Origin of the sequence: Pseudomonas sp. OTU750018, from assembly GCF_011636575.1 — a bacterium.
GTDB classification, from domain to species: Bacteria; Pseudomonadota; Gammaproteobacteria; order Pseudomonadales; family Pseudomonadaceae; genus Aquipseudomonas; species Aquipseudomonas peli.
Window position 1 is genome coordinate 303,974 of sequence record NZ_JAAPAU010000002.1, and the last position, 25,299, is coordinate 329,272.

General features: G+C 58.6%; 21 protein-coding genes and 2 pseudogenes. 17 read left to right on the forward strand and 6 right to left on the reverse strand.

Annotated features, from left to right (window positions below; translation table 11 throughout):
- Positions 1 to 39 precede the first annotated feature (39 nt).
- On the forward strand, positions 40 to 747 hold the full coding sequence (locus tag HCI85_RS10250; RefSeq protein ID WP_167144633.1) for an arginyltransferase: 708 nt from the start codon (positions 40 to 42) through the stop codon (positions 745 to 747).
- A 100-nt stretch (positions 748 to 847) separates the two neighbouring features.
- Positions 848 to 1,066 carry a translation initiation factor IF-1 gene (gene infA, locus HCI85_RS10255; RefSeq protein ID WP_002553999.1) on the forward strand — a complete coding sequence of 73 codons (219 nt, stop codon included), beginning with the start codon at positions 848 to 850 and terminating at the stop codon, positions 1,064 to 1,066.
- A gap of 98 nt (positions 1,067 to 1,164) precedes the next feature.
- Here infA and clpA read toward each other — a convergent pair whose 3' ends face one another.
- Together clpA and clpS are read right to left on the reverse strand one after the other, a co-directional pair.
- The gene (gene clpA, locus HCI85_RS10260) at positions 1,165 to 3,435 is read right to left on the reverse strand and encodes an ATP-dependent Clp protease ATP-binding subunit ClpA (RefSeq protein WP_167144634.1); all 2,271 of its coding nucleotides are present in this window, start codon (positions 3,433 to 3,435) and stop codon (positions 1,165 to 1,167) included.
- A 29-nt stretch (positions 3,436 to 3,464) separates the two neighbouring features.
- Positions 3,465 to 3,827, reverse strand: a complete 363-nt coding sequence (clpS, locus tag HCI85_RS10265) for an ATP-dependent Clp protease adapter ClpS (protein ID WP_090253676.1) — start codon at positions 3,825 to 3,827, stop codon at positions 3,465 to 3,467.
- Positions 3,828 to 4,055: 228 nt separating this feature from the next.
- On the opposite strand from clpS, the gene cspD reads away from it, so the two are divergent.
- Entirely contained in the window at positions 4,056 to 4,319 is a 264-nt protein-coding gene (gene cspD, locus HCI85_RS10270; protein WP_160086966.1) for a cold shock domain-containing protein CspD, read from the forward strand.
- A gap of 78 nt (positions 4,320 to 4,397) precedes the next feature.
- Here cspD and icd read toward each other — a convergent pair whose 3' ends face one another.
- Positions 4,398 to 5,654: an NADP-dependent isocitrate dehydrogenase gene (gene icd / locus HCI85_RS10275; protein WP_090253672.1), complete on the reverse strand. Its 1,257-nt coding sequence runs from the start codon at positions 5,652 to 5,654 to the stop codon at positions 4,398 to 4,400.
- A gap of 362 nt (positions 5,655 to 6,016) precedes the next feature.
- Between icd and HCI85_RS10280 the strand changes: the two genes are divergently transcribed.
- From HCI85_RS10280 to HCI85_RS10345, 14 genes are all read left to right on the forward strand, one after another.
- On the forward strand, positions 6,017 to 8,242 hold the full coding sequence (locus HCI85_RS10280; RefSeq protein ID WP_167144635.1) for an NADP-dependent isocitrate dehydrogenase: 2,226 nt from the start codon (positions 6,017 to 6,019) through the stop codon (positions 8,240 to 8,242).
- A gap of 125 nt (positions 8,243 to 8,367) precedes the next feature.
- Entirely contained in the window at positions 8,368 to 8,808 is a 441-nt protein-coding gene (locus HCI85_RS10285) for an NUDIX hydrolase (RefSeq protein WP_167144636.1), read from the forward strand.
- A gap of 60 nt (positions 8,809 to 8,868) precedes the next feature.
- On the forward strand, positions 8,869 to 9,987 hold the full coding sequence (gene mnmA, locus HCI85_RS10290) for a tRNA 2-thiouridine(34) synthase MnmA (protein ID WP_167144637.1): 1,119 nt from the start codon (positions 8,869 to 8,871) through the stop codon (positions 9,985 to 9,987).
- Positions 9,984 to 10,604 (forward strand): high frequency lysogenization protein HflD, encoded by a 621-nt coding sequence (hflD, locus tag HCI85_RS10295; RefSeq protein WP_160086974.1) that lies wholly within the window; start codon positions 9,984 to 9,986, stop codon positions 10,602 to 10,604. The genes mnmA and hflD overlap by 4 nt, the downstream gene beginning before the upstream one ends.
- Before the next feature lie 4 nt (positions 10,605 to 10,608).
- The gene (locus HCI85_RS10300; protein WP_167144638.1) at positions 10,609 to 11,469 is read left to right on the forward strand and encodes a DMT family transporter; all 861 of its coding nucleotides are present in this window, start codon (positions 10,609 to 10,611) and stop codon (positions 11,467 to 11,469) included.
- Positions 11,470 to 11,555: 86 nt separating this feature from the next.
- Positions 11,556 to 12,926, forward strand: coding sequence for an adenylosuccinate lyase (purB, locus tag HCI85_RS10305; RefSeq protein WP_167144639.1), 1,371 nt, complete (start codon positions 11,556 to 11,558; stop codon positions 12,924 to 12,926).
- A 78-nt stretch (positions 12,927 to 13,004) separates the two neighbouring features.
- The gene (locus HCI85_RS10310; RefSeq protein WP_160086978.1) at positions 13,005 to 14,171 is read left to right on the forward strand and encodes a ribosomal protein uL16 3-hydroxylase; all 1,167 of its coding nucleotides are present in this window, start codon (positions 13,005 to 13,007) and stop codon (positions 14,169 to 14,171) included.
- On the forward strand, positions 14,164 to 14,589 hold the full coding sequence (locus tag HCI85_RS10315) for a GNAT family N-acetyltransferase (protein WP_090253657.1): 426 nt from the start codon (positions 14,164 to 14,166) through the stop codon (positions 14,587 to 14,589). The genes HCI85_RS10310 and HCI85_RS10315 overlap by 8 nt, the downstream gene beginning before the upstream one ends.
- An 8-nt stretch (positions 14,590 to 14,597) precedes the next feature.
- Positions 14,598 to 15,239 (forward strand): DUF7931 domain-containing protein, encoded by a 642-nt coding sequence (locus HCI85_RS10320; RefSeq protein WP_167144640.1) that lies wholly within the window; start codon positions 14,598 to 14,600, stop codon positions 15,237 to 15,239.
- Positions 15,236 to 16,045 (forward strand): secretin N-terminal domain-containing protein, encoded by an 810-nt coding sequence (locus tag HCI85_RS10325; RefSeq protein ID WP_167144641.1) that lies wholly within the window; start codon positions 15,236 to 15,238, stop codon positions 16,043 to 16,045. Before HCI85_RS10320 ends, HCI85_RS10325 begins: the two co-directional genes overlap by 4 nt.
- A gap of 616 nt (positions 16,046 to 16,661) precedes the next feature.
- The gene (locus HCI85_RS10330; protein ID WP_167144642.1) at positions 16,662 to 18,257 is read left to right on the forward strand and encodes an isocitrate lyase; all 1,596 of its coding nucleotides are present in this window, start codon (positions 16,662 to 16,664) and stop codon (positions 18,255 to 18,257) included.
- Positions 18,258 to 18,525: 268 nt separating this feature from the next.
- Positions 18,526 to 20,526 (forward strand): PhoX family protein, encoded by a 2,001-nt coding sequence (locus HCI85_RS10335; protein ID WP_167144643.1) that lies wholly within the window; start codon positions 18,526 to 18,528, stop codon positions 20,524 to 20,526.
- Positions 20,527 to 20,617: 91 nt separating this feature from the next.
- Entirely contained in the window at positions 20,618 to 21,106 is a 489-nt protein-coding gene (locus HCI85_RS10340) for a DUF4442 domain-containing protein (RefSeq protein WP_167144644.1), read from the forward strand.
- A gap of 59 nt (positions 21,107 to 21,165) precedes the next feature.
- Positions 21,166 to 21,804, forward strand: coding sequence for a hypothetical protein (locus tag HCI85_RS10345; RefSeq protein ID WP_167144645.1), 639 nt, complete (start codon positions 21,166 to 21,168; stop codon positions 21,802 to 21,804).
- A 37-nt stretch (positions 21,805 to 21,841) separates the two neighbouring features.
- Here the strand turns inward: HCI85_RS10345 and HCI85_RS10350 are convergent, their stop codons facing one another.
- The 3 genes and pseudogenes from HCI85_RS10350 to HCI85_RS21290 form a co-directional block, all read right to left on the reverse strand.
- Entirely contained in the window at positions 21,842 to 23,236 is a 1,395-nt protein-coding gene (locus HCI85_RS10350; protein ID WP_167144646.1) for a pectin acetylesterase-family hydrolase, read from the reverse strand.
- Positions 23,237 to 23,597: 361 nt separating this feature from the next.
- Positions 23,598 to 24,614: pseudogene (locus tag HCI85_RS21285) on the reverse strand (methyl-accepting chemotaxis protein); the annotation flags it as partial.
- Between the two features lie 93 nt (positions 24,615 to 24,707).
- A pseudogene (locus tag HCI85_RS21290) lies at positions 24,708 to 25,280 on the reverse strand (cache domain-containing protein); the annotation flags it as partial.
- Between the last annotated feature and the right edge of the window lie 19 nt (positions 25,281 to 25,299).

Consider the following 25,299-nt stretch of genomic DNA (forward strand, 5'->3'; position numbering starts at 1 on the left):
GGCTTACACTTAATTCAAGACCGATCCCGAGAGTCGATCATGACTGAGCTGGCCCGCCTGAAGTTTTATGCCACTCAACCGCACCCCTGCAGCTATCTGCCCGGTGAGCAGGCGACAACCCTGTTCCTCGACCCCAGCCAGCCCATGGATGCGGATGTTTATGCTGAGCTTTCGGAAATGGGCTTTCGCCGCAGCGGCGACCACCTCTATCGCCCGCACTGCCAACGCTGCACCGCCTGCGTCCCAGCGCGCATCCCTGCCGCGCAGTTCAGCCCGAATCGCCAGCAACGGCGCATTTTAAAGCGTAATCAGGACATTCAGGTTCGCCTGGTGCGCCCGGCATTTACCGAAGAGTATTACGCGCTGTACGTGCGCTACATTGAGCAGCGGCACGCCGATGGCGATATGTACCCGCCCAACCGCGAACAATTTTCGACCTTTCTGGTGCGTGATCTGGCTTTTTCGCGTTTCTATGAATTCCGCCATGACAACCGCCTACTGGCAATTGCCGTAACCGATGTACTGCCCAATGGGTTGTCGGCGGTTTACACCTTTTACGAGCCAGGCGAGGAACGACGCAGCCTTGGGCGCTTTGCCATCCTCTGGCAAATTGCCGAAGCGGCGCGTTTGGGACTGCATGCGGTCTATCTAGGCTACTGGATCAAGAACTGCCGCAAGATGAGCTACAAGACCCAATACCGGCCGATTGAGCTGTTCGTCAATCAACGCTGGGTCAGTCTTAACTGAAGCCCTTGGCGCAAACCCCAAATTTCGGGCACAATGCACGCCGCTTTTGCCTGGCGCCAGTTGCACCGGGCCATTCATTGGATACCGAGGGCTTTACTGCATGTCGAAAGAAGACAGCTTCGAAATGGAAGGCACTGTCGTCGACACCCTGCCCAACACCATGTTCCGTGTGGAGTTGGAAAATGGGCACGTCGTTACTGCGCACATCTCCGGAAAGATGCGCAAAAATTACATCCGCATTCTGACTGGCGACAAAGTTCGCGTTGAACTTACGCCTTATGACTTGAGCAAAGGCCGCATTACTTACCGCGCCCGTTAACAGGCCAGCGAAACTCAGTTTTCTGGCATCTGTTACACCAAGCTCCAGTAAAAACGCCCGGCAGAGCCGGGCGTTTTTGTGCGCGCAGGAAACTACGCCTAGGCCATTTCCGCCGTGGTTTCAAAATCGAAGGTCAGCTCGCCACTTTCGATATCGATATGCACCACACCGCCGTGCTCAGCCAGCTCACCAAACAGAATCTCTTCCGCCAGCGGACGCTTGATCTTGTCCTGGATCAGGCGCGCCATCGGTCGAGCACCCATCTGCACGTCGTAACCGCTTTCTGCCAACCAGCTGCGCGCTGCATCACTAACTTCCAGCGTGACGCGCTTGTCCTCCAGCTGCGCCTGCAGTTCGGTGAGGAACTTGTCGACGATGCTTTTGATTACTTCATGGCTCAGGCGGCCGAACTGGATAATGGTATCCAGGCGGTTACGGAACTCCGGAGTGAAGCTCTTCTTGATCACTTCCATGGCATCAGACGAGTGGTCCTGATGTGTGAAGCCGATGGATGCCCGCGCCGCTGTTTCAGCACCGGCGTTAGTGGTCATGATTACGATCACGTTGCGGAAATCAGCCTTGCGGCCGTTGTTATCGGTCAGGGTGCCGTGATCCATGACCTGCAGCAGCAGGTTAAAGACTTCCGGGTGAGCCTTTTCGATCTCATCGAGCAGCAATACGCAGTGCGGCGTTTTGGTGATGGCCTCGGTTAACAGACCACCCTGATCAAAGCCGACATAGCCCGGAGGTGCACCGATCAGGCGCGACACGGTGTGGCGCTCCATGTATTCGGACATGTCGAAACGAACCAGCTCAACGCCCATGGCCTTGGCCAGTTGGCGAGCGGCTTCAGTTTTACCAACACCAGTAGGGCCGGCAAATAGGAAGGAGCCTACCGGCTTATCCGGCGCCTTGAGCCCAGCCCGCGACAGCTTGATCGCGGTCGACAGCGAGTCAATCGCGGCGTCCTGGCCAAATACGGTGAGTTTCAGGTCGCGCTCAAGGTTGCGCAGCAGTTCTTTGTCCGAGCTGCTGACGTGTTTTGGCGGAATACGGGCAATCTTCGCCACGATGTCTTCGACCTGCGCCACATCGATGCGGGTCAGGCGTTTTTCTAGCGGCTGCAAGCGCTGATAGGCGCCTGCCTCATCGATTACATCAATGGCCTTATCAGGCATATGGCGGTCATTGATATAGCGCGAGGCCAGCTCAGCAGCTGCACGCAGGGCCTCATCACTGTATTCGATACTGTGATGTTGCTCGAAGCGACCTTTCAGGCCACGCAAGATGCCAATGGTGTCTTCCACTGAGGGCTCGACCACATCGACTTTTTGGAAGCGCCGCGCCAGAGCGCGGTCTTTCTCAAAGATGCCGCGGAACTCCTGGAAGGTTGTGGAACCGATGCAGCGAATCTCACCCGATGAAAGCATGGGTTTAAGCAGATTGGAGGCATCCATGACACCGCCTGATGCAGCGCCCGCACCAATGATGGTGTGGATTTCATCAATAAACAGAATGGCATGTGGGCGCTTGCGCAGCTCATTCAGCAGCGCCTTCAGGCGCTTCTCAAAATCACCACGGTACTTGGTGCCGGCCAGCAGTGCGCCTAGATCCAACGAGTAAACCACGCTGTCCGCTAGCAGATCAGGCACCTGGTTATCGACAATGCGCTTGGCCAGGCCTTCAGCAATGGCGGTCTTGCCGACACCCGCTTCACCCACCAATAGCGGATTGTTCTTACGCCGACGCGCAAGAATTTGCGCCACACGTTCGACTTCCGACTCGCGACCGACAAGCGGATCAATGCGGCCCTGGCGAGCGAGTTCGTTCAGGTTACTGGCATAAGCATCCAGCGGATTGCTCGAGCTGGAGGACTCGCCGCCCTCGTCGTCCTGCATTTCCTGTTCGGTTTCCGAATGGCCACCATGGCCCGGTACCTTGGAGATGCCGTGGGCAATAAAGTTGACCACATCGATACGCGCGACGCTCTGCTGCTTAAGTAAAAATACCGCCTGACTTTCCTGCTCGCTGAAGATTGCTACCAGTACGTTGGCACCGGTCACTTCACGCTTGCCGGAACTCTGCACGTGGAACACCGCGCGCTGCAGAACGCGCTGGAAACCCAGCGTAGGCTGCGTTTCGCGCTCTTCGTCGTGTTGTGGGATTAGCGGCGTGGTGGAGTCGATAAATTCCTGCAGATCATGCCGCAACTTGTCCAGGTTGGCCCCACACGCGCGCAGCACGCTGGCAGCGGCCTCGTTATCCAGGAGGGCCAGCAGCAAGTGCTCAACCGTCATAAACTCATGACGCTTGGTACGAGCCTCCTTGAAAGCCAGATTGAGGGTGACTTCGAGCTCTCGATTTAACATAGCTTCACCTCATGCCCAAGTGGCCGGCGTTAACCGTCCTTCTCTATTTCACAGAGTAGCGGATGCTGGCTCTCTCTCGCATATTGATTCACCTGTGTCGCTTTGGTTTCAGCAATATCGCGGGTAAACACTCCACACACTGCCCGCCCCTCTGTATGGACGGTCAGCATGATTTTGGTCGCCATTTCTCGATTCAGGTTGAAAAACACCTCGAGAATCTCGACCACGAAATCCATGGGCGTGTAGTCGTCGTTAAACAAAATCACTTTATACATAGGAGGCGCCTGCAGGGCAGGCTTGGATTCCTGAACGGCTAAGCCGAAGGAATCGTCCTCATGCTCTGCGGGGCGATCCTGATTGAATGTTAGTCGAATCTGGCTACGTGCATGCATGCTGAATAGCTTCGTTGATGGGCGAATAGTCTGTGCTAGACAGAGTTTGAACGGCTTCTCAGCCAGTTACAGCATTGCCTTGACTATCGGCAAAACGGTGTTACAAACAATGAATACCCACTGTGGGTATTAAGGGGTTTCACAGCTTTACTGGCTTACGTCAAGCAAAGCGTGGAATTGAAGTGGATGATACTCCAGTGATGGAGTCCTTTGCAGAGGGATATCAGCATGGTTAGCGGTAAGGTCAAGTGGTTCAACAACGCCAAAGGCTATGGGTTCATCCTGGCCGATGGTCGAGATGAGGACCTGTTCGCCCACTACTCGGCAATCCAGATGGACGGCTATAAAACGCTGAAGGCTGGCCAGCCGGTAAGCTTCGATATTATTCAAGGTCCAAAAGGACTCCACGCCGTAAACATCAGTGCGGCTACTGCCGTCAGTGAAGCGCCCGCCGCAGTCAAGCAACACCAGGGCTCAACGGTTGAAGTCTGATTACAGTTATCTGGGCAGTTAATCGCCCACAAAAAAGGCCGGTCATATGACCGGCCTTTCTTTATGTGACTGATTTGCTTACATGTGCGAAATCAGTGCATCACCGAATGCCGAGCAGGACAGCAGCTTGGCACCGTCCATCAGGCGCTCGAAGTCGTAGGTCACGGTTTTTGCACCGATGGCGCCATTTGTACCCTTGATGATCAGATCAGCCGCTTCGGTCCAGCCCATGTGACGAAGCATCATTTCGGCGGAGAGGATCAGTGAGCCTGGGTTCACCTGGTCCTTGCCAGCGTACTTCGGTGCAGTACCGTGGGTAGCTTCGAACATCGCAACGGTGTCGGACAGGTTGGCACCTGGAGCGATACCGATACCACCGACTTCAGCCGCCAACGCGTCGGACAGGTAGTCACCATTGAGGTTGAGGGTGGCGATTACGTCGTACTCGGCCGGACGCAGCAGGATCTGCTGCAGCATGGCGTCGGCGATGGCGTCTTTGACAATGACATTCTTGCCGGTTTTTGGGTTCTTGAACTGCATCCAAGGCCCGCCATCGAGCAGGGTTGCGCCGAATTCTTCAGCGGCAATTTCGTAGGCCCACTCTTTGAAGGCACCTTCGGTGAACTTCATGATGTTGCCTTTGTGCACGATGGTCAGCGAGTCGCGGTCGTTATCGACGACGTACTGCAGCGCTTTACGTGCCAGACGCTTGGTACCTTCTTTGGAAACCGGCTTAACGCCGATACCGCAGTCCTGGTCGAAGCGAATTTTGGTTACACCCATTTCCTCTTTGAGGAACTTGATCACCTTAGTCGCTTCTGGCGAGCCAGCTTTCCACTCGATACCGGCGTAGATGTCTTCCGAGTTCTCGCGGAAGATCGTCATGTCGACATCGCCAGGCTTCTTCACCGGGCTTGGCACGCCTTCGAACCAGCGTACTGGGCGCAGGCAGACGTAAAGGTCGAGCTGCTGACGCAGCGCAACGTTGAGAGAGCGGATGCCGCCACCGACTGGTGTGGTCAGCGGACCCTTGATGGAGACGACGTAGTCTTTGACTGCATCCAGGGTTTCCTGAGGCAACCAAGTGTCCTGGTCGTAAACCTGAGTGGCTTTCTCGCCTGCGTAAACTTCCATCCAGGAGATCTTGCGTTCACCGCCGTAGGCTTTCTGTACGGCAGCATCAACGACTTTGATCATCACCGGGCTGATATCGACACCGATACCATCACCTTCGATAAAAGGGATTATTGGATTGTTCGGTACGTTCAGGGATGTATCGGCATTGACGGTGATTTTGTCACCGGTGGCAGGCACCTGGATCTTTTGGTATCCCATGCTGGACTCCGTCTTGTGGTTAAAACAGTCATATCGCCCCAGAGTAACCCACTTGAATCGGGCGAAACCATATGTTCGTTGGTCTTATGCGCCAAGGCATTCTGCGACGCCTTAGCGCGGTGGTATACTTCGCAGATGACTCACAGGTCATAAGGCGCGGATCGTTCAAACAGGTTGTCCGCCTCTTGAATCCGTCGAACTGCTACAGCGCTTCAACGGCTCGAAACGTTCAACACTCTACTGGTGCATCCAACATCACCGCGGCAAGTCCTCGACTTCTGGCTCATCCATATGGGCCTCAGCGCTTACCTGCGCATATCGAGTGGCTATGCACGCTCAGCAAAGAAGAGAGTTCACTCAGAATGTCCACCCCCTCGAAGATCATCTACACCTTCACCGACGAAGCCCCAGCCCTTGCGACCTATTCGCTTCTGCCTATTGTAGAAGCCTTCGCAGCCTCTGCTGAGATTGCCGTCGAAACACGCGACATCTCTCTTGCAGGGCGCATCCTCGCAAGCTTTGCCGACCAGTTGGATGCTGACAAGCAAATCGCCGACGACCTCGCCAAGCTGGCTGTACTGGCCACCTCGCCAGATGCCAACATCATCAAATTACCGAACATCAGCGCCTCGGTGCCGCAGCTCAAAGGCGCAATCGCCGAGCTGCAAGCCCAGGGCTATAACGTCCCGAACTTCCCGGAAGACCCGCAAACTGACGCCGAGAAAGACGCCAGTGCCCGCTACAGCAAGGTACTTGGCAGCGCAGTAAACCCCGTGCTGCGTGAAGGCAACTCCGACCGCCGCGCACCTGCCGCAGTCAAAGCCTTCGTGCGTAAGCATCCGCACTCCATGGGCAAGTGGAGCATGGCCTCGCAATCCCATGCTGATTACATGCGCGGTGGCGATTTCTTCTCCAGCGAGCAGTCGATCACCATGGCCAAGGCCGGTGATGTACGCATCGAGTTTGTCAGCAAGAACGGTCAGGTCGTGGTCAAGAAGCAGCTCGCCCTGCAGGAAGGCGAAGTCTTCGACAGCATGTTTATGAGCTGCCGCAAATTGCGTGAGTTCTTCGAGAAGACCCTGCAGGACTGCAAGGAAACCGGCGTGATGTGGTCCCTGCACGTCAAAGCGACCATGATGAAGGTCTCCCACCCGATCGTCTTCGGCCACGCCGTCAGTGTCTACTACAAAGACGTGTTCGATAAATACGGTGAGCTGTTCAAAGAATTGGGCGTCAACCCGAACAACGGCATCAGCAGTGTCTACGACAAGATCAAATCCCTGCCCGCCTCGCGCCAGGAAGAAATTCTCGACGACATTCACGCCTGCTACAGCCATCGCCCGGAAATGGCCATGGTCGACTCAGTCAAAGGCGTCACCAACCTGCACATCCCGAGCGACGTAATCGTCGACGCTTCGATGCCAGCGATGATTCGCAGCTCCGGGCAGATGTGGGGCAAGGACGGCAAGCTCAAAGACACCAAAGCGGTGATGCCGGAAAGCACCTACGCCCGCATCTACCAGGAAATGATCAACTTCTGCAAAACCAATGGCGCGTTCGACCCGACCACCATGGGCAGCGTTCCAAACGTCGGTCTGATGGCGCAGAAGGCCGAAGAATACGGCTCCCACGACAAGACCTTCGAATTGACCGAAAGCGGCATCATGCGTGTCGTAGCAGCCGACGGCACTGTGCTGATGCAGCATGAAGTCGAAGCCGGCGACATCTGGCGCGCCTGCCAGACCAAAGATGCGCCGATCCGCGACTGGGTCAAGCTGGCCGTGACCCGCGCTCGCCAGTCCAACACCCCGGCAATCTTCTGGCTGGACCCGGAGCGCGCCCACGACCGCGAGCTGCAGAAGAAGGTTGAAGCCTACCTGCAGGAACACGACCTGACCGGCCTGGACATCCGCGTTATGGACTACAACCAGGCCATTCGCGTAAGCATGGAGCGTTTGATTCGTGGCCAGGACACCATTTCGGTAACCGGCAACGTACTGCGCGACTACCTGACCGACCTGTTCCCGATCATGGAGCTGGGCACTTCGGCCAAAATGCTCTCCATCGTCCCACTGATGGCCGGTGGCGGCATGTACGAGACCGGTGCTGGCGGCTCCGCGCCCAAGCATGTGCAGCAGCTGATCGAAGAAAACCACCTGCGCTGGGACTCGCTGGGCGAATTCCTGGCTCTGGCGGTTTCCCTGGAAGAAACTGGGATCAAGGCCAACAACCCGAAAGCCAAACTCCTGGGTATCACCCTCGATGCGGCCACCGGCAAGCTGCTGGACAACAACAAGTCACCATCGCGCAAGACCGGCGAACTGGACAACCGTGGTAGTCATTTCTACCTGGCGCTGTACTGGGCTCAGGAACTGGCCGCGCAGAACGATGACGCTGAGTTGAAAGCGCAGTTCGCGCCATTGGCCAAAAACCTGACCGAGAATGAAGCAACCATCGTTGCCGAACTCAGCGCCGTGCAGGGCAAACCCGTGGACATCGGCGGCTACTACCGCTCCAACCCGCAACTGACCAGCCAGGTCATGCGCCCAAGCGCGACCTTCAATGCCGCACTCGCTGCGCTGAACTAAAACGTAGCACCCTGTGCCCCCGGGCACAGCAACACCGCAAACCCCGGCCATGTGCCGGGGTTTGTGCATTCAGGGTAGAGCGAATCAGGATAAGATCGCCTTTTCTCATAACAGGTAGCACGTTTATGCAGTGGCAGCCGCATATCACCGTGGCCACGGTCATCGAAGACCAGGGCCGTTTTCTGTTGGTCGAAGAAATGGCCGAAGGCCGTGCCGTGTTCAACCAACCTGCCGGCCATCTGGAAGCCAATGAAAGCTTGCTGCAGGCGGCGCTGCGCGAAACCCTCGAAGAGACCGGCTGGGATGTCGAGCTGACTGGCGTTACCGGCATTTACCTGTACACCGCCCCCAGTAACGGCATCACCTACCAGCGCGTGTGTTTTGCTGCCAAACCCTTGCAGCAGCGGCCTAGTTACCCGCTGGATGACGGCATCATCGGCCCACGCTGGCTAAGCCGTGACGAACTAGCAGCGCAGCCCGAGCGCTGGCGCAGCGAACTGGTATTGCGCTGCATTGATGACTACCTGAGCGGCCAGTGTTTTCCCCTGAGCCTGATCCGCGATTAACGGCCACAGCTCTGCGCCTGCTAGAATCGCCCTCTTTTTAAGCCCGTGCCCAGTATCCCCATGCCAGATCCAACTACTCAGCGCGTAATCGTCGGCATGTCCGGCGGCGTCGACTCCTCGGTTTCAGCTCTACTCCTGCTTGAACAGGGTTATCAGGTCGAAGGCCTGTTTATGAAGAACTGGGACGAAGACGACGGCACCGAATACTGCACCGCTATGGACGACCTGGCCGACGCGCAGGCCGTGTGCGACAAAATTGGCATCAAGCTGCACACCGCCAACTTTGCCGCTGAATACTGGGACAACGTGTTCGAGCACTTTTTGGCTGAATACAAGGCCGGACGCACGCCGAACCCAGACATCCTGTGTAACCGCGAGATTAAGTTCAAAGCCTTCCTCGACTACTCCCTGATGCTCGGTGCAGACCTGATTGCCACCGGCCACTACGTGCGCCGTCGTGATATCGACGGGCACACCGAGCTACTCAAGGGCCTCGATCCGAATAAGGATCAGAGCTACTTCCTGCATGCGGTCGGTGGCGAGCAGATCGCCAAGACGCTATTCCCGGTCGGCGAGCTGGAAAAACCAGCGGTGCGCGCCATCGCAGAGAAATATGCGCTGGCCACGGCGAAGAAGAAGGATTCCACCGGCATCTGCTTTATCGGCGAGCGGCGTTTCAGCGACTTCCTCAAACAGTACCTGCCAGCTCAGCCCGGCAATATCGAAACCACCGAAGGCGAGATTATCGGCCGTCATCACGGCCTGATGTACCACACTATCGGTCAGCGCCAGGGCCTGGGCATTGGCGGTTTGAAAGACGCCAGTGACGAGCCCTGGTATGTCCTGCACAAGGACCTGAGCCGCAATGTGCTGGTGGTTGGTCAGGGTAATGAACACCCATGGCTGTTCAGCCGCGCCCTGCTCGCCTCGGAAATTTACTGGGTCAACCCGATTGATCTGAGCACGCCGCGTGAGCTGACGGCCAAGGTGCGCTATCGCCAGAGAGATCAGACCTGCACGCTGGAGAAAACCGCCAGCGGCTACCGCGCTGTATTCAATGAACCGCAGCGCGCAGTGACCCCGGGCCAGTCCGTGGTGTTCTACGACGGTGAAATCTGCCTGGGTGGCGGCGTGATTGAAACCGCTGAACCCTGGACTGTGCGGGAGCAAACGGCGTGAATCCTATCCGCGAGCAACTGATCGCCCTCGGCGCGGTATTCGAATCAGCCGTATTGGTCGACAAGCTGGCGCGTACAGGCCAGATCGGCGAGCCCGCCGTAGGCTGCATGATCAACAGCTTGTTGGTACGCAACCCGAAAGACACGCTCGACGTTTACGGCGGCGATGACCTCAACCTGCGTGATGGCTACCGCGCCCTGGTCAGCGCCCTGGAGCGCGATCCGGCCAGCCTGCAACGTGATCCACTGCGTTATGCCTTGGCACTGCTGGCCCTGGAGCGTCAGCTGGATAAGCGCGGCGATATGCTGCAAGTCATGGGCAGCCGCCTTGATCAAGTACAGCAGCAGGTTGAGCACTTCGGCCCGACCCATGAAAACGTGATATCCAACTGCGCCAGCCTGTATCAGGACACCATCAGCACCTTCCGCCAGCGCATCCAGGTGCAGGGCGATATGCGCCACCTGCAACAGACCAACAATGCCGCGAAGATCCGTGCGCTACTGCTTGCAGGCATTCGCTCGGCGCGCCTGTGGCGCCAACTGGGCGGCCACCGCTGGCAGATGGTGTTCAGTCGTAGCAAGCTGCTCAAGGAACTTTACCCGCTGCTGCGGTCCTGAGCGCATGAGCACGCGCTCGGTCAAGCCGCTGCAGGGCGCTGCCTTGCTGGCGCTTTCCGCTTTGCTGTTTTCCCTGATGGGTGTGGGCATTCGCGAAGTGTCGGTCAGCGTCAACAACGAGTCGGTGGTGTTCTTTCGCAACCTGGTTGGCGTGTTGTTCTTTATGCCGCTGGTCTTGCTCAAGGGGGTTGGCCCGCTCAAGACCACCCGTTTGAAGTCTCACCTGTGGCGCACCACCTATGGCCTGGCAGCGATGTACTGCTTCTTCTACGCCATTGCCCACCTGCCACTGGCCGACGCGATGCTGTTCACCTACTCGGCGCCGGTATTCACCCCGCTGATCGCCTGGTGGTGGCTGAAGGAGCCGCTCAGTAAACGCATGCTGCTGACCACTGGCATCGGCCTGGTTGGCGTACTGTTAGTGGCCAAACCCTCCGCTGCATTGCTCGACAGTCAGGCCCTGATCGGCCTTGCAGCCAGTGTGCTGGCCGCATTCGCCTTTGTCTCGATACGCGAGATGAGCGACACCGAGCCGGCTTTTCGTATTGTCTTCTACTTCTCCCTGTTCAGCGCACTGATCTCGGCTATCCCGCTGACCTGGGCCTGGCAACCGATGACCCAGCATGAGCTGGGCTTGCTCCTAGTGATCGGCCTGCTGGCCACCGCCAGTCAGATCATCATGTCCAAAGCCTATGGCCTGGCACCACCTGGGCTGATTGGCCCCTTCGCCTACCTGGCGATTGTGTTTGCTGGGCTGATTGCCTGGCTGCGCTGGGGGGAAACCCCGGACTTGACCTCGCTGATCGGTGCGGCGTTGATTTTCAGCGCCAGCCTGCTGTCGATTGCTCGAAGTAAACGCAGCTGAACGGTCGCAGCCAATCGCGATTCAGCGGCCAATTTCATGTATGATACGCGCCCTTTTCAATGCCCGATTGTCCGAGAACGCCTCCCATGCAGCTTTCCTCGCTCACCGCGGTTTCCCCCGTCGATGGCCGCTACGCCGGCAAAACCAGCGCACTGCGCCCGATCTTCAGCGAATACGGTCTGATCCGTTTCCGCGTACTGGTTGAGGTCCGCTGGTTGCAGCGCCTGGCCGCCCACGAAGGCGTCGCCGAAGTCGCGCCCTTCTCCGCCGAGGCCAACGCCCTGCTCAATGAGCTGGCGGACAACTTCGCCGTCGAGCATGCCGAGCGCGTCAAGGAAATCGAGCGCACCACCAACCACGACGTCAAAGCCGTGGAATACCTGCTCAAGGAACAAGCGGCCAAGCTGCCTGAGCTGGACAAGGTCAGCGAGTTCATCCACTTCGCCTGCACCAGCGAGGACATCAACAACCTGTCCCACGCGCTGATGCTGCGCGCCGGTCGTGACGACGTGCTGCTGCCGCTGATGCGCCAGACTGCCGAAGCCATCCGCGAACTGGCGATCAAATTCGCCGACGTGCCGATGCTTTCGCGCACCCACGGCCAGCCGGCTTCGCCGACCACCCTCGGCAAGGAACTGGCCAATGTGGTCTACCGCCTGGAGCGGCAGATCGCTCAGGTCGCAGCCGTGCCACTGCTAGGCAAGATCAATGGCGCCGTGGGCAACTACAACGCCCACCTCTCGGCTTACCCGCAGATCGACTGGGAAGCCAACGCTCGCCAGTTCATCGAAGGTGACCTGGGCCTGCAGTTCAACCCCTACACCACGCAGATTGAGCCGCACGACTACATCGCCGAGCTGTTCGATGCGATTGCCCGCTTCAACACCATCCTGATCGACTTTGATCGCGATATCTGGGGCTATATCTCCCTGGGTTATTTCAAGCAGCGCACCATCGCTGGCGAAATCGGCTCCTCGACCATGCCGCACAAGGTCAACCCGATCGACTTCGAAAACTCCGAAGGCAACCTGGGTATCGCCAACGCGCTGTTCCAGCACCTGGCCAGCAAGCTGCCTATCTCGCGCTGGCAGCGCGACCTGACCGACTCCACCGTGCTGCGTAACCTCGGTGTCGGCTTCGCTCACAGCGTTATCGCTTACGAAGCCAGCCTCAAGGGCATCGGCAAGCTGGAGCTGAACGAAGCACGCATCGCCGCCGATTTGGACGCTTGCTGGGAAGTGCTCGCTGAGCCGATCCAGACCGTGATGCGCCGTTACGCCATCGAGAACCCATACGAAAAGCTCAAGGAACTGACTCGCGGCAAGGGCATCAGCCCCGAAGCGCTGCAGACCTTTATCGATGGCCTGGACATGCCAGCAGAAGCCAAAGCCGAGCTCAAGCTCCTGACCCCTGCTAGCTACATCGGCAACGCGGTCGCTCAGGCCAAGCGCATCTAACCGGCAACAGCCTCCCAGACGCCCGGCTGCGCCGGGCGTTTTTATTTATGGGTATTTACTTACTTCAAGGGCTTAGCGATGAATCCTGATACTCCGCTGCAACTGTTGGGTGGCCTTACTGCTCGCGAGTTCATGCGTGACTACTGGCAGAAGAAACCCCTGCTGGTACGCCAGGCCATTCCCGGTTTTGAGAGCCCTATTTCCCCCGACGAGTTGGCCGGCCTGGCGCTGGAAGAAGAAGTCGAATCGCGCCTGGTCATCGAACATGGCGAGCGCCCCTGGGAGCTGCGCCGCGGCCCGTTCGCAGAAGACGCCTTCGCTGAGCTGCCCGAGCGCGACTGGACCCTACTGGTGCAGGCCGTCGACCAGTTCGTCCCGGAAGTCGCCGAACTGCTGGAAGAGTTCAAATTTCTGCCCAAGTGGCGCATCGATGACGTGATGGTCAGCTTCGCCGTACCGGGCGGCGGCGTGGGCCCGCACTTCGACAACTACGATGTGTTCCTCTTGCAGGGTTACGGCAAGCGCCGCTGGCAGGTCGGTCAGGTGTGCGATTCCGACAGCCCAATGCTGCAACACGCGGATCTGAAGATCCTCGCTGAATTCGTTAAAACTGAAGAATGGGTTCTGGAACCCGGCGACATGCTCTATCTGCCGCCGCTTCTGGCCCACTGTGGTACCGCTGAGGATGACTGTATGACGTATTCCGTAGGCTTCCGTGCGCCAAGCGCAGCTGAAGTTCTCACCCATTTCACCGACTTTCTCGGCCAGTTCCTGCCTGACGAAGAGCGCTACAGCGACGCTGACGCGCAGCCGACCAGCGACCCGACGCAGATCCAGCGCGACGCCCTGGATCGCCTCAAGGCCCTACTCACCGAACACATGAGCGATGAGCGGCTGCTGATGACCTGGTTCGGCCAGTTTATGACCGAACCCAAGTATCCAGAGCTGATTGCCGGCATCGAGATCGACGAAGAAGGCTTCCTCGGCAGCCTAGAAAATGGCGCAATCCTGATCCGCAATCCCAGCGCGCGCATGGCCTGGTCGGAAGTCGGTGACGACCTGGTGCTGTTCGCCAGTGGCCAGAGCCGCCTGCTGTCTGCCAGCCTGCGTGAACTGCTGAAGCTGGTGTGCGCGGCCGACGCCCTGCATATCGAAAACCTCGGCGCGTGGCTCGCCGATGACGAAGGGCGTAACCTGTTGGTTGAACTGGTCAAACAAGGCAGCCTGGAGTTTGCTGATGAGTGAGATACAGGTTCGTCTGGCGGACTGGCAGAAGGACAACGCTGACTTGCGGCGCATTCGCGAAACCGTGTTTATTGCGGAACAAGCAGTGCCGCCGGAGCTCGAATGGGATGCCGAAGACGCTGATGCCGTGCATTTTCTAGCGTTGGAAGGCGATTACCCGATTGGCACCGCACGGTTATTGCCTGATGGTCATATTGGTCGGGTGTCGGTGCTCAAGGACTGGCGCGGTCTGAACGTGGGCGTCGCGCTGATCCAGGCGGTGATCGCCGAAGCGGAAAAACGCGGCCTGACGCAACAAATGCTCAGCGCCCAGGTGCACGCCACGGCCTTCTATGAAAAGCTCGGGTTTGCCATCGTCAGCGGGGAATACCTCGACGCCGGCATCCCACACGTGGACATGGTGCGTCATAGCGCCTAGAGGCCAAGATGAACGACGAAAACGCCCCGAGTGACCCTACCGAGCCGCTGGAGCCTATAGAGCTCCCTGCTATCGAGTTTAAGTCACCGGGGCGTTTTGCTGTGCACAATCCGGGCAGCCCCAACTCGGATAGCCCACGGGCGGAGCCGGCGCCGTTTACCCTCGGCGCACATGCCACGCTGGAACGCTTCAACCAGCCCGAACAGGCCCGCGCCCATGCACTGGCCCTGTTGCAACAAGCACAGCGCAGCCTGTGCATCTACAGTCACGACCTGGAGCCTTGGCTCTATCACCACAGCAGTGTGCAAGACGCCTGCACGCGTTTTCTGCTTGCCAGCCCCCGCAACCAACTGCGCATTCTGCTGCGCGACCCCAGCCGTGCAGTCAAGGAAGGCCACCGCCTGCTCAGCCTTTCGCGCCGGCTGTCGAGCAACCTACAGATCCGCAAGCTGCACCCGGACTACCCTAGTGAGGAGCTGGCGTTTCTGCTGGCCGATGATCGCGGCTTGCTGCTCTTGCCGGAAATTGGCCAGGCCAGCGGCTATGCCCTGTACCAAGACCCCGGCCGCAATCGCCAGCGCCGTGCACAATTTGATCAAGCCTGGGACACCAGCATCACCGACGCTGATTTACGGAGTTTTCTGCTATGAAGGTTCGCGCCCTGCTCGCCGCCGCACTGTTGAGTTTTAGCCTGTCCCTAAGCGCCGCTACCGAAGTGATTCCGCTGAATTTCCGCACGGCTGATGAGGTACTCAGCGTGGTGCAATCGGTGCTCGGCCATGAGGGCAAGGTCAACGCCTATGGCAACCAGCTGATCGTCAATGCTGAACCGGCGAAGATTGCCGAAGTGCGCGCCCTGCTGCAGCAACTCGATACCGAGCCACGGCGCCTGCTGATCAGCGTCGACACCAATGAATCAGGCTTCCAGTCTGATCGCGGCTACCGCGCCGACGGCACGATCAGCGCGGGCGATGCCGAGGTGCAGATCGGCCAGGGTGAAATCAATGGTCGCGATCAGGTGCGCATCATTCGCCGCAGCACCGACAGCCGCAGCGGTGGCACTCAGCAGGTACAGGCCACCGAGGGCTATCCTGCTTTAATTCAGGTTGGCCAGAGCGTACCCCTGACCACCCGAGGCCGTGATGCCTACGGCCAGCCTTACAGCAACACCCAGTACCGCAATGTAACCCGTGGGTTTTACGTCACTGCCAGCCTCAGCGGCGAGTTGGTGCACATCAACATCAGCAGCAACCGTGACCGCCTCAGCCAGTCGCAGCCAGGCGCTATCGATGTGCAAAGTACCGATACGCGGGTCAGTGGCCGCGTAGGCGAGTGGATCAGCATTGGCGGCGTTAGTGAGCAGAGCCAGGGCGAGCAAGGCGACTTTATGCGACATCGCTCGACCCAGGGCCGCGAAGACATGAGCATGCGTGTCAAAGTCGACGTGGTGAACTAAACCTCGCAGCCCCCTCTCACTGGGCCGCCCTGGCCCAGTGCCGATAACCGCTCATCGGTTGATCTTCGCCGCTGCCGCAAAGCAAATACCTCGCAGCCATTGGCCAACCCCGCAAGCCGCCGGATAGAGCCGTAAAAGCTGACTTGTCAGTCGTTTTTGGATTTATGTAGTAGTCATACGAAAAGCACTACAAAATAATTGACGAACACTTTTGGCAGAGGCATGATGGCCCCGCTCCCGCTAATCAGAGGTGCTTAAAGGCCCTCCGAATCGCGCTCCAACTTACCGTCCGAGCCGATTTGCGTTGTAAAGCCCACAAGGCCGTTCGATGAGATTGCGACTGGAACGAAGTTGTCCTGAGGGACGGGGAAGCGTTTAGCCACAGTGCGCAGCAAGTTGAATGGTTTACGGGCTCACGTCCGATAAACACCAAATGACCCGCTCATTTGTAACAGCTGAAGCCGCGAACTGTTTAGCTCGTCACCCTCCTCCCGGATCAATTCCGTCTCAAGTCGATGTCTCGGCGTTCTGCAGTTGGCTACAACAACCTCCAGCAACACAGGTGTTCAGTGGGGAAGTCGGTGCTCAACCAAACACATACTTTGAAGGATTGACCATGTCAGCTTATCAAAACGACATCAAAGCCGTAGCCGCCCTTAAAGCCGCCGCAGGCAGCAGCTGGAGCGCTATTGACCCTGAGTCCGTGGCCCGCATGCGCGCCCAGAACCGCTTCAAAACCGGTCTGGAAATCGCTCAGTACACTGCCGACATCATGCGCAAAGACATGGCTGAGTACGATGCTGACTCCTCCGTCTACACCCAGTCGCTGGGTTGCTGGCATGGTTTCATCGGTCAGCAGAAGCTGATTTCGATCAAGAAGCACCTGAAGACTACCAACAAGCGCTACCTCTACCTGTCTGGCTGGATGGTTGCTGCTCTGCGTTCGGATTTCGGTCCGCTGCCGGATCAGTCCATGCACGAGAAAACCTCGGTTTCCGGCCTGATCGAAGAGCTGTACACCTTCCTGCGCCAGGCTGATGCCCGTGAGCTGGACCTGCTGTTCACCGCTCTGGACGCTGCCCGCGCTGCTGGCGACAACGCCAAAGCTGCTGACCTGCAGAACCAGATCGACAACTACGAAACTCACGTAGTACCAATCATCGCCGACATCGACGCTGGTTTCGGTAACCCGGAAGCCACCTACCTGCTGGCTAAGAAGATGATCGAAGCGGGTGCTTGCTGCATCCAGATCGAAAACCAGGTTTCCGATGAGAAGCAGTGCGGCCACCAGGACGGTAAAGTAACCGTTCCTCACGCCGACTTCCTGGCCAAGATCAACGCTGTTCGCTACGCATTCCTCGAGCTGGGCATCAACAACGGCGTGATCGTTGCGCGTACCGACTCCCTGGGTGCTGGCCTGACCAAGCAGATCGCTGTTACCAACCAGCCGGGCGACCTGGGCGACCAGTACAACTCCTTCCTGGATTGCGAAGAAGTCTCCCCTGCCGACCTGAAGAACGGCGACGTGGTTCTGAACCGTGAAGGCAAGCTGCTGCGTCCTAAGCGTCTGCCATCCAACCTGTTCCAGTTCCGTGCTGGTACCGGTGAAGCGCGCTGCGTACTGGACAGCATCACCTCGCTGCAGAACGGCGCTGACATGCTGTGGATCGAAACCGAGAAGCCACACGTCGGCCAGATCAAAGGCATGGTTGATGAAATCCGTAAGGTCATCCCGAACGCCAAGCTGGTTTACAACAACAGCCCATCGTTCAACTGGACCCTGAACTTCCGTCAGCAGGCTTACGATGCATTCGTAGCCGAAGGCAAGGATGTTTCCGCCTACGACCGCGCCAAGCTGATGAGCGTCGAGTATGACGAAACCGAACTGGCTCAGGTTGCTGACGAGAAGATCCGTACCTTCCAGCGCGATGGTTCGGCCAACGCCGGCATCTTCCACCACCTGATCACTCTGCCGACCTACCACACCGCCGCGCTGTCCACCGACAACCTGGCCAAAGGTTACTTCGCAGACCAAGGCATGCTGGCCTACGTGAAAGGCGTTCAGCGTCAGGAAATCCGTCAAGGTATCGCCTGCGTTAAGCACCAGAACATGTCCGGTTCCGACATCGGCGACGCTCACAAAGAGTACTTCGCTGGTGAAGCGGCCCTGAAAGCCGGCGGCAAAGACAACACCATGAACCAGTTCAGCTAAGAACCGGCTCACTCAACCGAGGCCACGATCAAGGTTGAGGGTGTTAAGAAAATCCCAGCAGAAATGCTGGGATTTTTTTATGGCCGGCCATCCATGGCGGCCACCCTTCTAGCCGTCGCTGTACGACGTTAAAAAATGGCTCCCGGCCATTTTTTGCCCGCGATTCGCCCTTCTTCCGGTTTTGTGCGCTTTCGCACAACCGCTGTCATTTTTACGTCAATTTCCTTGGATAGCGTCAGACACCCGTCGATTAATCCAAGGAGCCTGCATGAGCCAGAATAATGACAACTCAGTGCTGTTCGGCAATGGCGATGAATTGCCCAGCAATGCGTCCGATAACCCGCATATCAATCAGCTGATCGACGGCGTAGGCCGTAGGCAGGTGCTGGCCGCCGGTGCAGCGCTCGGCACCCTGGCGTTTCTCGGCAGTGTTATGCCTGGCGCCGCGGTGGCAGCAGAGCCAGCCGCCAAAGGCCTGGAAAAACTGCACTTTAGACCGCGCAGCAAGCTGCCCTTCACGGCTATCGCGACCAACCGCTTAGACAGCATCAGCGTACCGACCGGTTACCGTGCCACCCCCTTTATCCCTTGGGGTACGCCGATCACCGGTAATTACCCGGCCTACCTGAGTGACGGCAGCAACAGTGCCCAGGATCAGGCCGAGCAACTCGGCATGCACCATGACGGCATGCATTTCTTCCCGATTGACGCACAGCGCGGCGGCAAGAAAAGCGATCACGGCCTGCTGGTACTTAACCACGAATACATCGACGCGCCGCTGCTGCACCCCAACGGCCCGACCCTGGTGGCCGGCAAACGCAGCAGCGCCGAAGAAGTACGCAAGGAAATCAACGCCCACGGCGTTTCCGTGGTGGAAGTCCACCGTGGCCTGAATGGCAAGTGGAGCGTATTGCCGAGTGCCAGAAATCGCCGAATCACCGGCGCAACGCCCATGCAGATCAGCGGCCCGGCGCGCGGCCATGCGCTATTGAAAACACGCTACAGCCCAAAAGGCACGGCAACGCGCGGCACCTTGAACAATTGCTCCCATGGCTTTACCCCGTGGGGCACCTACCTGACCTGCGAAGAGAACTGGGCCGGCTACTTTGCCAGCCGCGATACCGATTTGCCGCGCGAGCTGAGCCGCTACGGCCTGCGCAGCAGCAGCCGCTACGGCTGGGATCACCTCAAGGGCGATGAGTTCGAGCGTTTCGATGCCACGCGTACCACTACCACGGCCAGCGCGGACTATCGCAACGAGCCCAACCACTTTGGCTGGATTGTCGAAATCGATCCATTTGCGCCGGAGTCCGTGCCCATCAAGCGCACAGCGCTCGGTCGCTTCGCCCACGAAGGCCTGGTGTTCGCCCCGGTGAAATCAGGCCGCCCGGTGGTCTGCTACTCCGGCGATGATTCACAGAACGAGTACATCTACAAATACGTCAGCCGTGACAAATACCGCCCAGGGCGTAGCAATGGCCGTTTGCTCGACGAAGGCACACTGTATGTCGCGCGCTTCGACGCCAGCGGCAAGGGTGAATGGCTGGCGCTGGATATCTACGACAAGAAATTCCAGCAAGCCTGCAGGGCTTCTGGAGTGAGTTTTGCCGACCAAGGTGAGGTATTGATCAATACTCGCCTGGCAGCTGACGTGGTGGGCGCCACCAAGATGGATCGCCCGGAATGGGGCGCGGTCAATCCGGACAACGGCGAGGTGTATTTCACCCTGACCAACAACAGTGCCCGGACCAGCGCCGATGCTGCCAATCCGCGCCCCGCTAACGCGTTCGGCCATATCATCCGCTGGCGTGAGCTGAGCAAGGATTACGCCGGCCGTCAGTTTGCCTGGAGCCTGTTTATGCTGGCCGGACCGGAGACCGACAGCATCGGCCCGAACGGTAAACCGCTGACGGCAGATAACCGCCTGGCCAGCCCCGACGGGCTGTGGTTTGACGAGGAAGGCCGGCTATGGATTCAGACCGACATGAGCGGCAGTCAATTAAGCAGTGGTCCATTCGGCAACAACCAGATGCTGGTGGCCGAGCCACGCACCGGTGAGCTGAAGCGTTTCCTGGTGGGTCCTGTCGGCGCCGAAGTAACCGGCATTACCGCGACCCCGGACTTCCGCACCCTGTTCGTCAATATCCAGCACCCGGGCGAAGGCTCAACGTCGACCAACCTGCTCAGCACCTGGCCCGATGGCCCCGGTCAGCGACCGCGCTCGGCTACGGTGATCATCACCCGCGAAGACGGCCGTAGATTGCTCTAATCGACTGGCAATAATGTGACCGGTCAGCCCTGGCCGGTCACATTTCGCTGTGACAGACTCACGCCCTTCCCTCTGCGCAAAGAGCATCAGCATGTCCAGCAACCGCTTGAGCCGTATCGTCGGCAAAATCCAGCAACTGCCCAGCGCTCTGCAAAGCCCGGCGCTGTCGCTGCTGTTTGGCTCCCAGGTGAAGTTCGCCGGTACCGCCAAGGTACGCGTGCATACGCTGACCCAACAGCAGGCGGTGATGAGCATCGCCAACAAACGCAAGGTGCAGAACCACATCAAAGGCGTGCATGCCGCCGCCATGGCGCTGCTGGCTGAATCCGCTACGGGTTTTCTGGTCGGCATGAACGTGCCCGATGACAAACTGCCGCTGATCAAAAGCCTCAAGGTCGACTACCTCAAGCGTGCTACCGGCAGCTTACGCGCCGTGGCAAGCCTGACACCCGAGCAGATTCAAGCCATCCACACCCAGGAAAAAGGCGAAGTGCTGGTTGCCGTGACCGTGACCGATGAAGCCGGCATCCAGCCGATCCAGTGTGAAATGCTTTGGGCCTGGGTCAGCAAGAAGCGCTGAAAGCAGACTGGTCTAAGCTGAAAACGCCGCACGATGCGGCGTCATTCAGGAGATAGCCGGTGCAGGGAAAACCTCTTCTAGTGGGTGGTGGGCTGGTGCTGATTGCGGTGCTCGGCACCTTGTATTGGCGCCTGCACAGCGAGCCGCAGGTTGTTGCGCAGGCCAGTCAGGCCGACAATTCCACCAGCGTGCTCTCGGGCGTTAGCCCAACAACGCCGATGCCCACCGAGGCGCAGTTGCACGAGCTGCTGCAAAACCCCGCCGTGAAAAACCAGGAGCAACGCCTGGCGTTCCATCAGGCTTACCGCAGCTTTGTCAGCGGCGCCGCCGAGCTGTCCCCCGCGCAACGTGAAAGCCAGGCGCAGGCCTTGCGTGAACAGATCGAAACGTACGAGCAACGCAGTGAACTGGCCATGAGTGAGTCGCTGTTACTGCAACTGGGCCTGATTCAGCTCACCACTGGCGATGAACAAGCGCAGAAAGATCAGGCCGCCGCATTGGTCGCCCGCTACAAGGCGATTAGCGCCGAGCGCGAAGCCAAGGCTGCGACACCCAGCGCCGAGTTTCGTCGTTACAAGGCCGATGAGAAACGCATCGTTGAGGAAGTCCTGAGCATGGACAGCTTTCCCGATGGTTTGAGCCGCGATGAGTACTTGCGCCAACGCCTGCAGCAGGCACGCGAACAGCACTATCAATAACCCGACCTGAGCAGGCTGCTCAGGTCGGGCGATAGCATTACAACAGTTGGTCGAGCGCGTAGTACAGCAGGTTGAAGGGTTTGTTGCGGTCGGCGGTGTCACTCTGCTCAGAGGCATCGAGTACCGGGCCGCTGCCATTCATCACGTTATTGACGAAGTCATCCAGCTGCAGGTTCTGCTCCTGAATATCCGCGTTGGCAAACTCGATGATGCTGGTGCAGTGGCTTTCATTAACCGCACGGTACTGCGGGAAGTAACCGCCGACATTCGGCAGGTTAGCAAGCTCGTTACGCAGCCTGCCGCTGTCCACATCCCACTTGGCGTGAATCAGCGCCTCCTTGGCGGCCTGGTTCGGTGCATTGATGATTTCCGGGTAGAAACGCTCATAGGAATAGGACGAATAATTCAGGTCCTTCCAGAAGTGCGTATGACCCATGCGATCAGCCGCCAGGTTGCTCGACAACGCCGGGTAAATGGTGCCCAGGTTGTTCAGGTTAAGCCCCGGCAAACGCGACTGCAGGTACGGTAACGGCCCAGCGTCCAGCCCCCAGGCATTGCGGATAAAGCCCTGCAACGGCAGAGAGGGATAAGCCTCGTTACCACCGCCAGTGATGGCCGAGAACACCGGGCCGGAGTCATTGATCAGGAAGCTGCGCGTCGGCGCAATGTCCTGCCGGGTTGGTGCATAGTTGGTCAGGCTGCCGGCACCGCCTGCGCTGCAACCGGTGGTCAGCATCTGCGTGGGGCGCGGCAGGTTGTCTTTCAGCCAACCCACCACCGCGCGCATATTGCGCAGGCCGTTGTGGTGCCAGACCAATGGCGCCTGCTGGCTTTGCGGGTCTTCATAGACCGCGACCTTGTCGCCGGAGTAGATGTCGCCGGTGCAATACGGCACATAGACCATGTTCCAGTTCTGAGTCTTTACCCGCGTCCAGGGATGCAGACGCACCACGAAGGGGCTGACCAGACTGGCACCCGGATTGAGTAGGCTCATGTAGTCATTGGGAATGCCGTCGGGGTTACGTGCGCCGCGAATGCCGCTTTGCCCGGTGCAACTGGCGTAATCCCAGCAGGCCCCGCCGCCCTCCAGGTAGATGATGGTGTTGCGGGTATTGGGCACGCGGTTGACGAAGAATTTGTACGGCGAGCCGTTGCCACACACGGCGCCGGTTTGCGGGGCCATTTGCACAGTTTGCCAGGCGTAGTAGTTAGCCGGTTTGAAGCCGCTGTTGAAACCGCTCGGGTTGGCCAGCAGCGGATACGGCCCTAACCGTTGCGCCGGAGTGACCTTGTTATCTGCCGCAGGTGCAACCACCAGGTTGCTCAGGGTTTGCCAGAAGTTGTAATCGCCCTGTTCGGCCTGCACCGGCATTGCCAGGGCCGAAACCATCAGCGGCGCGGCACAGCGCCGAAGTGTTATCGCTACAGACATAGTGAGTCCCTCATCTTGTTTTTATCGATGGGTCCACATACCCGAGCCGTTGTACGAATCCCCTCCAGCTGTCACCCGAAATCAGCCCATCACCCACTGGAGACTGCTCATACACCGCGCCGAAGCAGCAGTAACTGCGCGCACCCAAACGTGTCGCCGCTGCTCAAATTTCAAGCGGGCCCGGCGATTCATGCACGCTAGTCCAAGAAACTCTGACTAACCACAGCCCTACATATTTATTGGATATAGCGCTGCTGGTTTTAAGCTGCGGCGGTTATCTGCGGCCTGCGCCGACAGAACACTGCTCATGACAATAAAAAAGGGAAGCCAAACTTCCCTTTGTGTATGCCTGCCTCAGGTGCTAGATGCGGAATTGACGCACCAATGCGCCCAGGCGTTCGCCCAGCCCAGCTAGATTGCGCGCGGTCTGCGCGCCCTGTTGGGTTTCGTCGGCCACGCTGTCAACCGCCACGGCAATCTTGTGCACGCTGCGGTTGATCTCTTCGGCCACAGCGGTTTGCTCTTCGGCGGCGCTGGCGATCTGCGCGTTCATCGCGTTGATGGTGGCGATCAATTGAGCGATGGCATCCAGCGAGGTGCCGGCGCGGTTAGCTTGCTCGCTGGTGACATCACCGGCATCACTGGAGCGACGCATCGCGGTCACTGCATCCTGGGTGCCCTTCTGCAGGCGATCGATCATTCCCTGAATTTCCTGGGTACTCTGCTGCGTACGGCTGGCCAGCGCGCGCACCTCGTCGGCCACTACAGCAAAGCCTCGCCCAGCTTCACCTGCACGTGCCGCTTCGATGGCCGCGTTGAGGGCCAGCAGGTTGGTCTGCTCGGCGATGGAGCGAATCACATCGAGCACGCTGACAATCGACGACACGTCTTTTTGCAGCGTGTCGAGCGACACGCCGCTGTCGCGGATATCCTGCACCAGGGTGTGGATGCGCTCGATGCTGCCATCGACCACGTGTTTCGCAGCCTGGCCTTCGGTGTCGGTTTTTTGCGCCGCTTCTGCTGCGCCCTGAGCACTTTGCGCGACTTCATGGGCGGCGGCGGACATTTCATTGATGGCCGTAGCCACCTGATCGGTCTCATGGCGCTGACGCTCCATGGCCTCTTCTGAACGCTGCGTCTGGGCCGAAACCTGGCCGACCAACTCAGTCAGCTGGCCGGTCATGTCGACGATCTGCCGAACCAGGCCGTGGATTTTTTCGACAAACCGGTTGAACGAGCCGGCCAGCTGGCCAAGCTCGTCGTCGCCATTGATCGGTAGGCGACGCGTCAGGTCGCCTTCACCGGCGGCGATGTCATCGAGGTTGTCCTTGATCTGCTGCAGCGGGCGCAGGAAGGTGTTGCTCAGCACCACCCCGACAATGCCGAATATCACCAGCAGCACGGCGGCAATCACCATGATGCTGGTAATGATGGTGCTGATACGCTCGTCGATTTCACCTTGCACCTGAGCAATCTGCGCTTCGACGCCGTCGAGGTTGATTGCCGTGCCTAGGGCCATGTCCCATTTTGGCAGGTAGTAGCTGTAGGCCATTTTCGGCACCAGCACAGAGTCATCAGTCGGTAGCGGCGAACTGTAATTGACGTAGTAGCTGTTGTTCTTGGCGACATTCACCAGTTCACGGTTGATGTATACGCCATTCGGGTCGCGGCGATCGGCCAGGCTTTTGCCGACGTCTACCGGACTATCGCCGCGGAACAGGCGCACCACGTTGGAGTCGTGGCCAAAGAAGTAGCCGTCCTTGCCGAACTTGATCTTCGACAGAATGACGATTGCCTGTTCTCGGCTGGCCATGTCGCCTTGCGCAGCACCGTCATACAGCGTTTGTACAGATCCAAGGGCGATCTGTACGTAGTGCTGCAGCTCGTTGCGGCTTTCCTGCAGCAGACGTTCGCGGGTTTCTTTGACTTCCTGAGCGGCCAGGTTCTGTAACACCTTGGCGGCAGCACCACTGAGCACCAGGGCAAACAGCACCACCGGGATCAGTGCCAACAGCACGACTTTTGATTTCAAGGTTAGGCGCATCGGCAGGTCCTTGGTTGGC

Bases quoted from the DNA above. Each gene is read 5' to 3' on its own strand.
- HCI85_RS10285 (WP_167144636.1), top strand. From the start codon at position 8,368: ATGCAGTGGCAGCCGCATATCACCGTGGCCACGGTCATCGAAGACCAG.
- mnmA (WP_167144637.1), top strand. From the start codon at position 8,869: ATGCCAGATCCAACTACTCAGCGCGTAATCGTCGGCATGTCCGGCGGC.
- icd (WP_090253672.1), bottom strand. From the start codon at position 5,654: ATGGGATACCAAAAGATCCAGGTGCCTGCCACCGGTGACAAAATCACC.
- HCI85_RS10350 (WP_167144646.1), bottom strand. From the start codon at position 23,236: ATGTCTGTAGCGATAACACTTCGGCGCTGTGCCGCGCCGCTGATGGTT.
- HCI85_RS10280 (WP_167144635.1), top strand. From the start codon at position 6,017: ATGTCCACCCCCTCGAAGATCATCTACACCTTCACCGACGAAGCCCCA.
- HCI85_RS10330 (WP_167144642.1), top strand. From the start codon at position 16,662: ATGTCAGCTTATCAAAACGACATCAAAGCCGTAGCCGCCCTTAAAGCC.
- HCI85_RS10315 (WP_090253657.1), top strand. From the start codon at position 14,164: ATGAGTGAGATACAGGTTCGTCTGGCGGACTGGCAGAAGGACAACGCT.
- HCI85_RS10325 (WP_167144641.1), top strand. From the start codon at position 15,236: ATGAAGGTTCGCGCCCTGCTCGCCGCCGCACTGTTGAGTTTTAGCCTG.
- HCI85_RS10300 (WP_167144638.1), top strand. From the start codon at position 10,609: ATGAGCACGCGCTCGGTCAAGCCGCTGCAGGGCGCTGCCTTGCTGGCG.
- clpS (WP_090253676.1), bottom strand. From the start codon at position 3,827: ATGCATGCACGTAGCCAGATTCGACTAACATTCAATCAGGATCGCCCC.
- clpA (WP_167144634.1), bottom strand. From the start codon at position 3,435: ATGTTAAATCGAGAGCTCGAAGTCACCCTCAATCTGGCTTTCAAGGAG.
- HCI85_RS10310 (WP_160086978.1), top strand. From the start codon at position 13,005: ATGAATCCTGATACTCCGCTGCAACTGTTGGGTGGCCTTACTGCTCGC.
- HCI85_RS10320 (WP_167144640.1), top strand. From the start codon at position 14,598: ATGAACGACGAAAACGCCCCGAGTGACCCTACCGAGCCGCTGGAGCCT.
- HCI85_RS10250 (WP_167144633.1), top strand. From the start codon at position 40: ATGACTGAGCTGGCCCGCCTGAAGTTTTATGCCACTCAACCGCACCCC.
- cspD (WP_160086966.1), top strand. From the start codon at position 4,056: ATGGTTAGCGGTAAGGTCAAGTGGTTCAACAACGCCAAAGGCTATGGG.
- purB (WP_167144639.1), top strand. From the start codon at position 11,556: ATGCAGCTTTCCTCGCTCACCGCGGTTTCCCCCGTCGATGGCCGCTAC.
- HCI85_RS10335 (WP_167144643.1), top strand. From the start codon at position 18,526: ATGAGCCAGAATAATGACAACTCAGTGCTGTTCGGCAATGGCGATGAA.
- infA (WP_002553999.1), top strand. From the start codon at position 848: ATGTCGAAAGAAGACAGCTTCGAAATGGAAGGCACTGTCGTCGACACC.
- HCI85_RS10340 (WP_167144644.1), top strand. From the start codon at position 20,618: ATGTCCAGCAACCGCTTGAGCCGTATCGTCGGCAAAATCCAGCAACTG.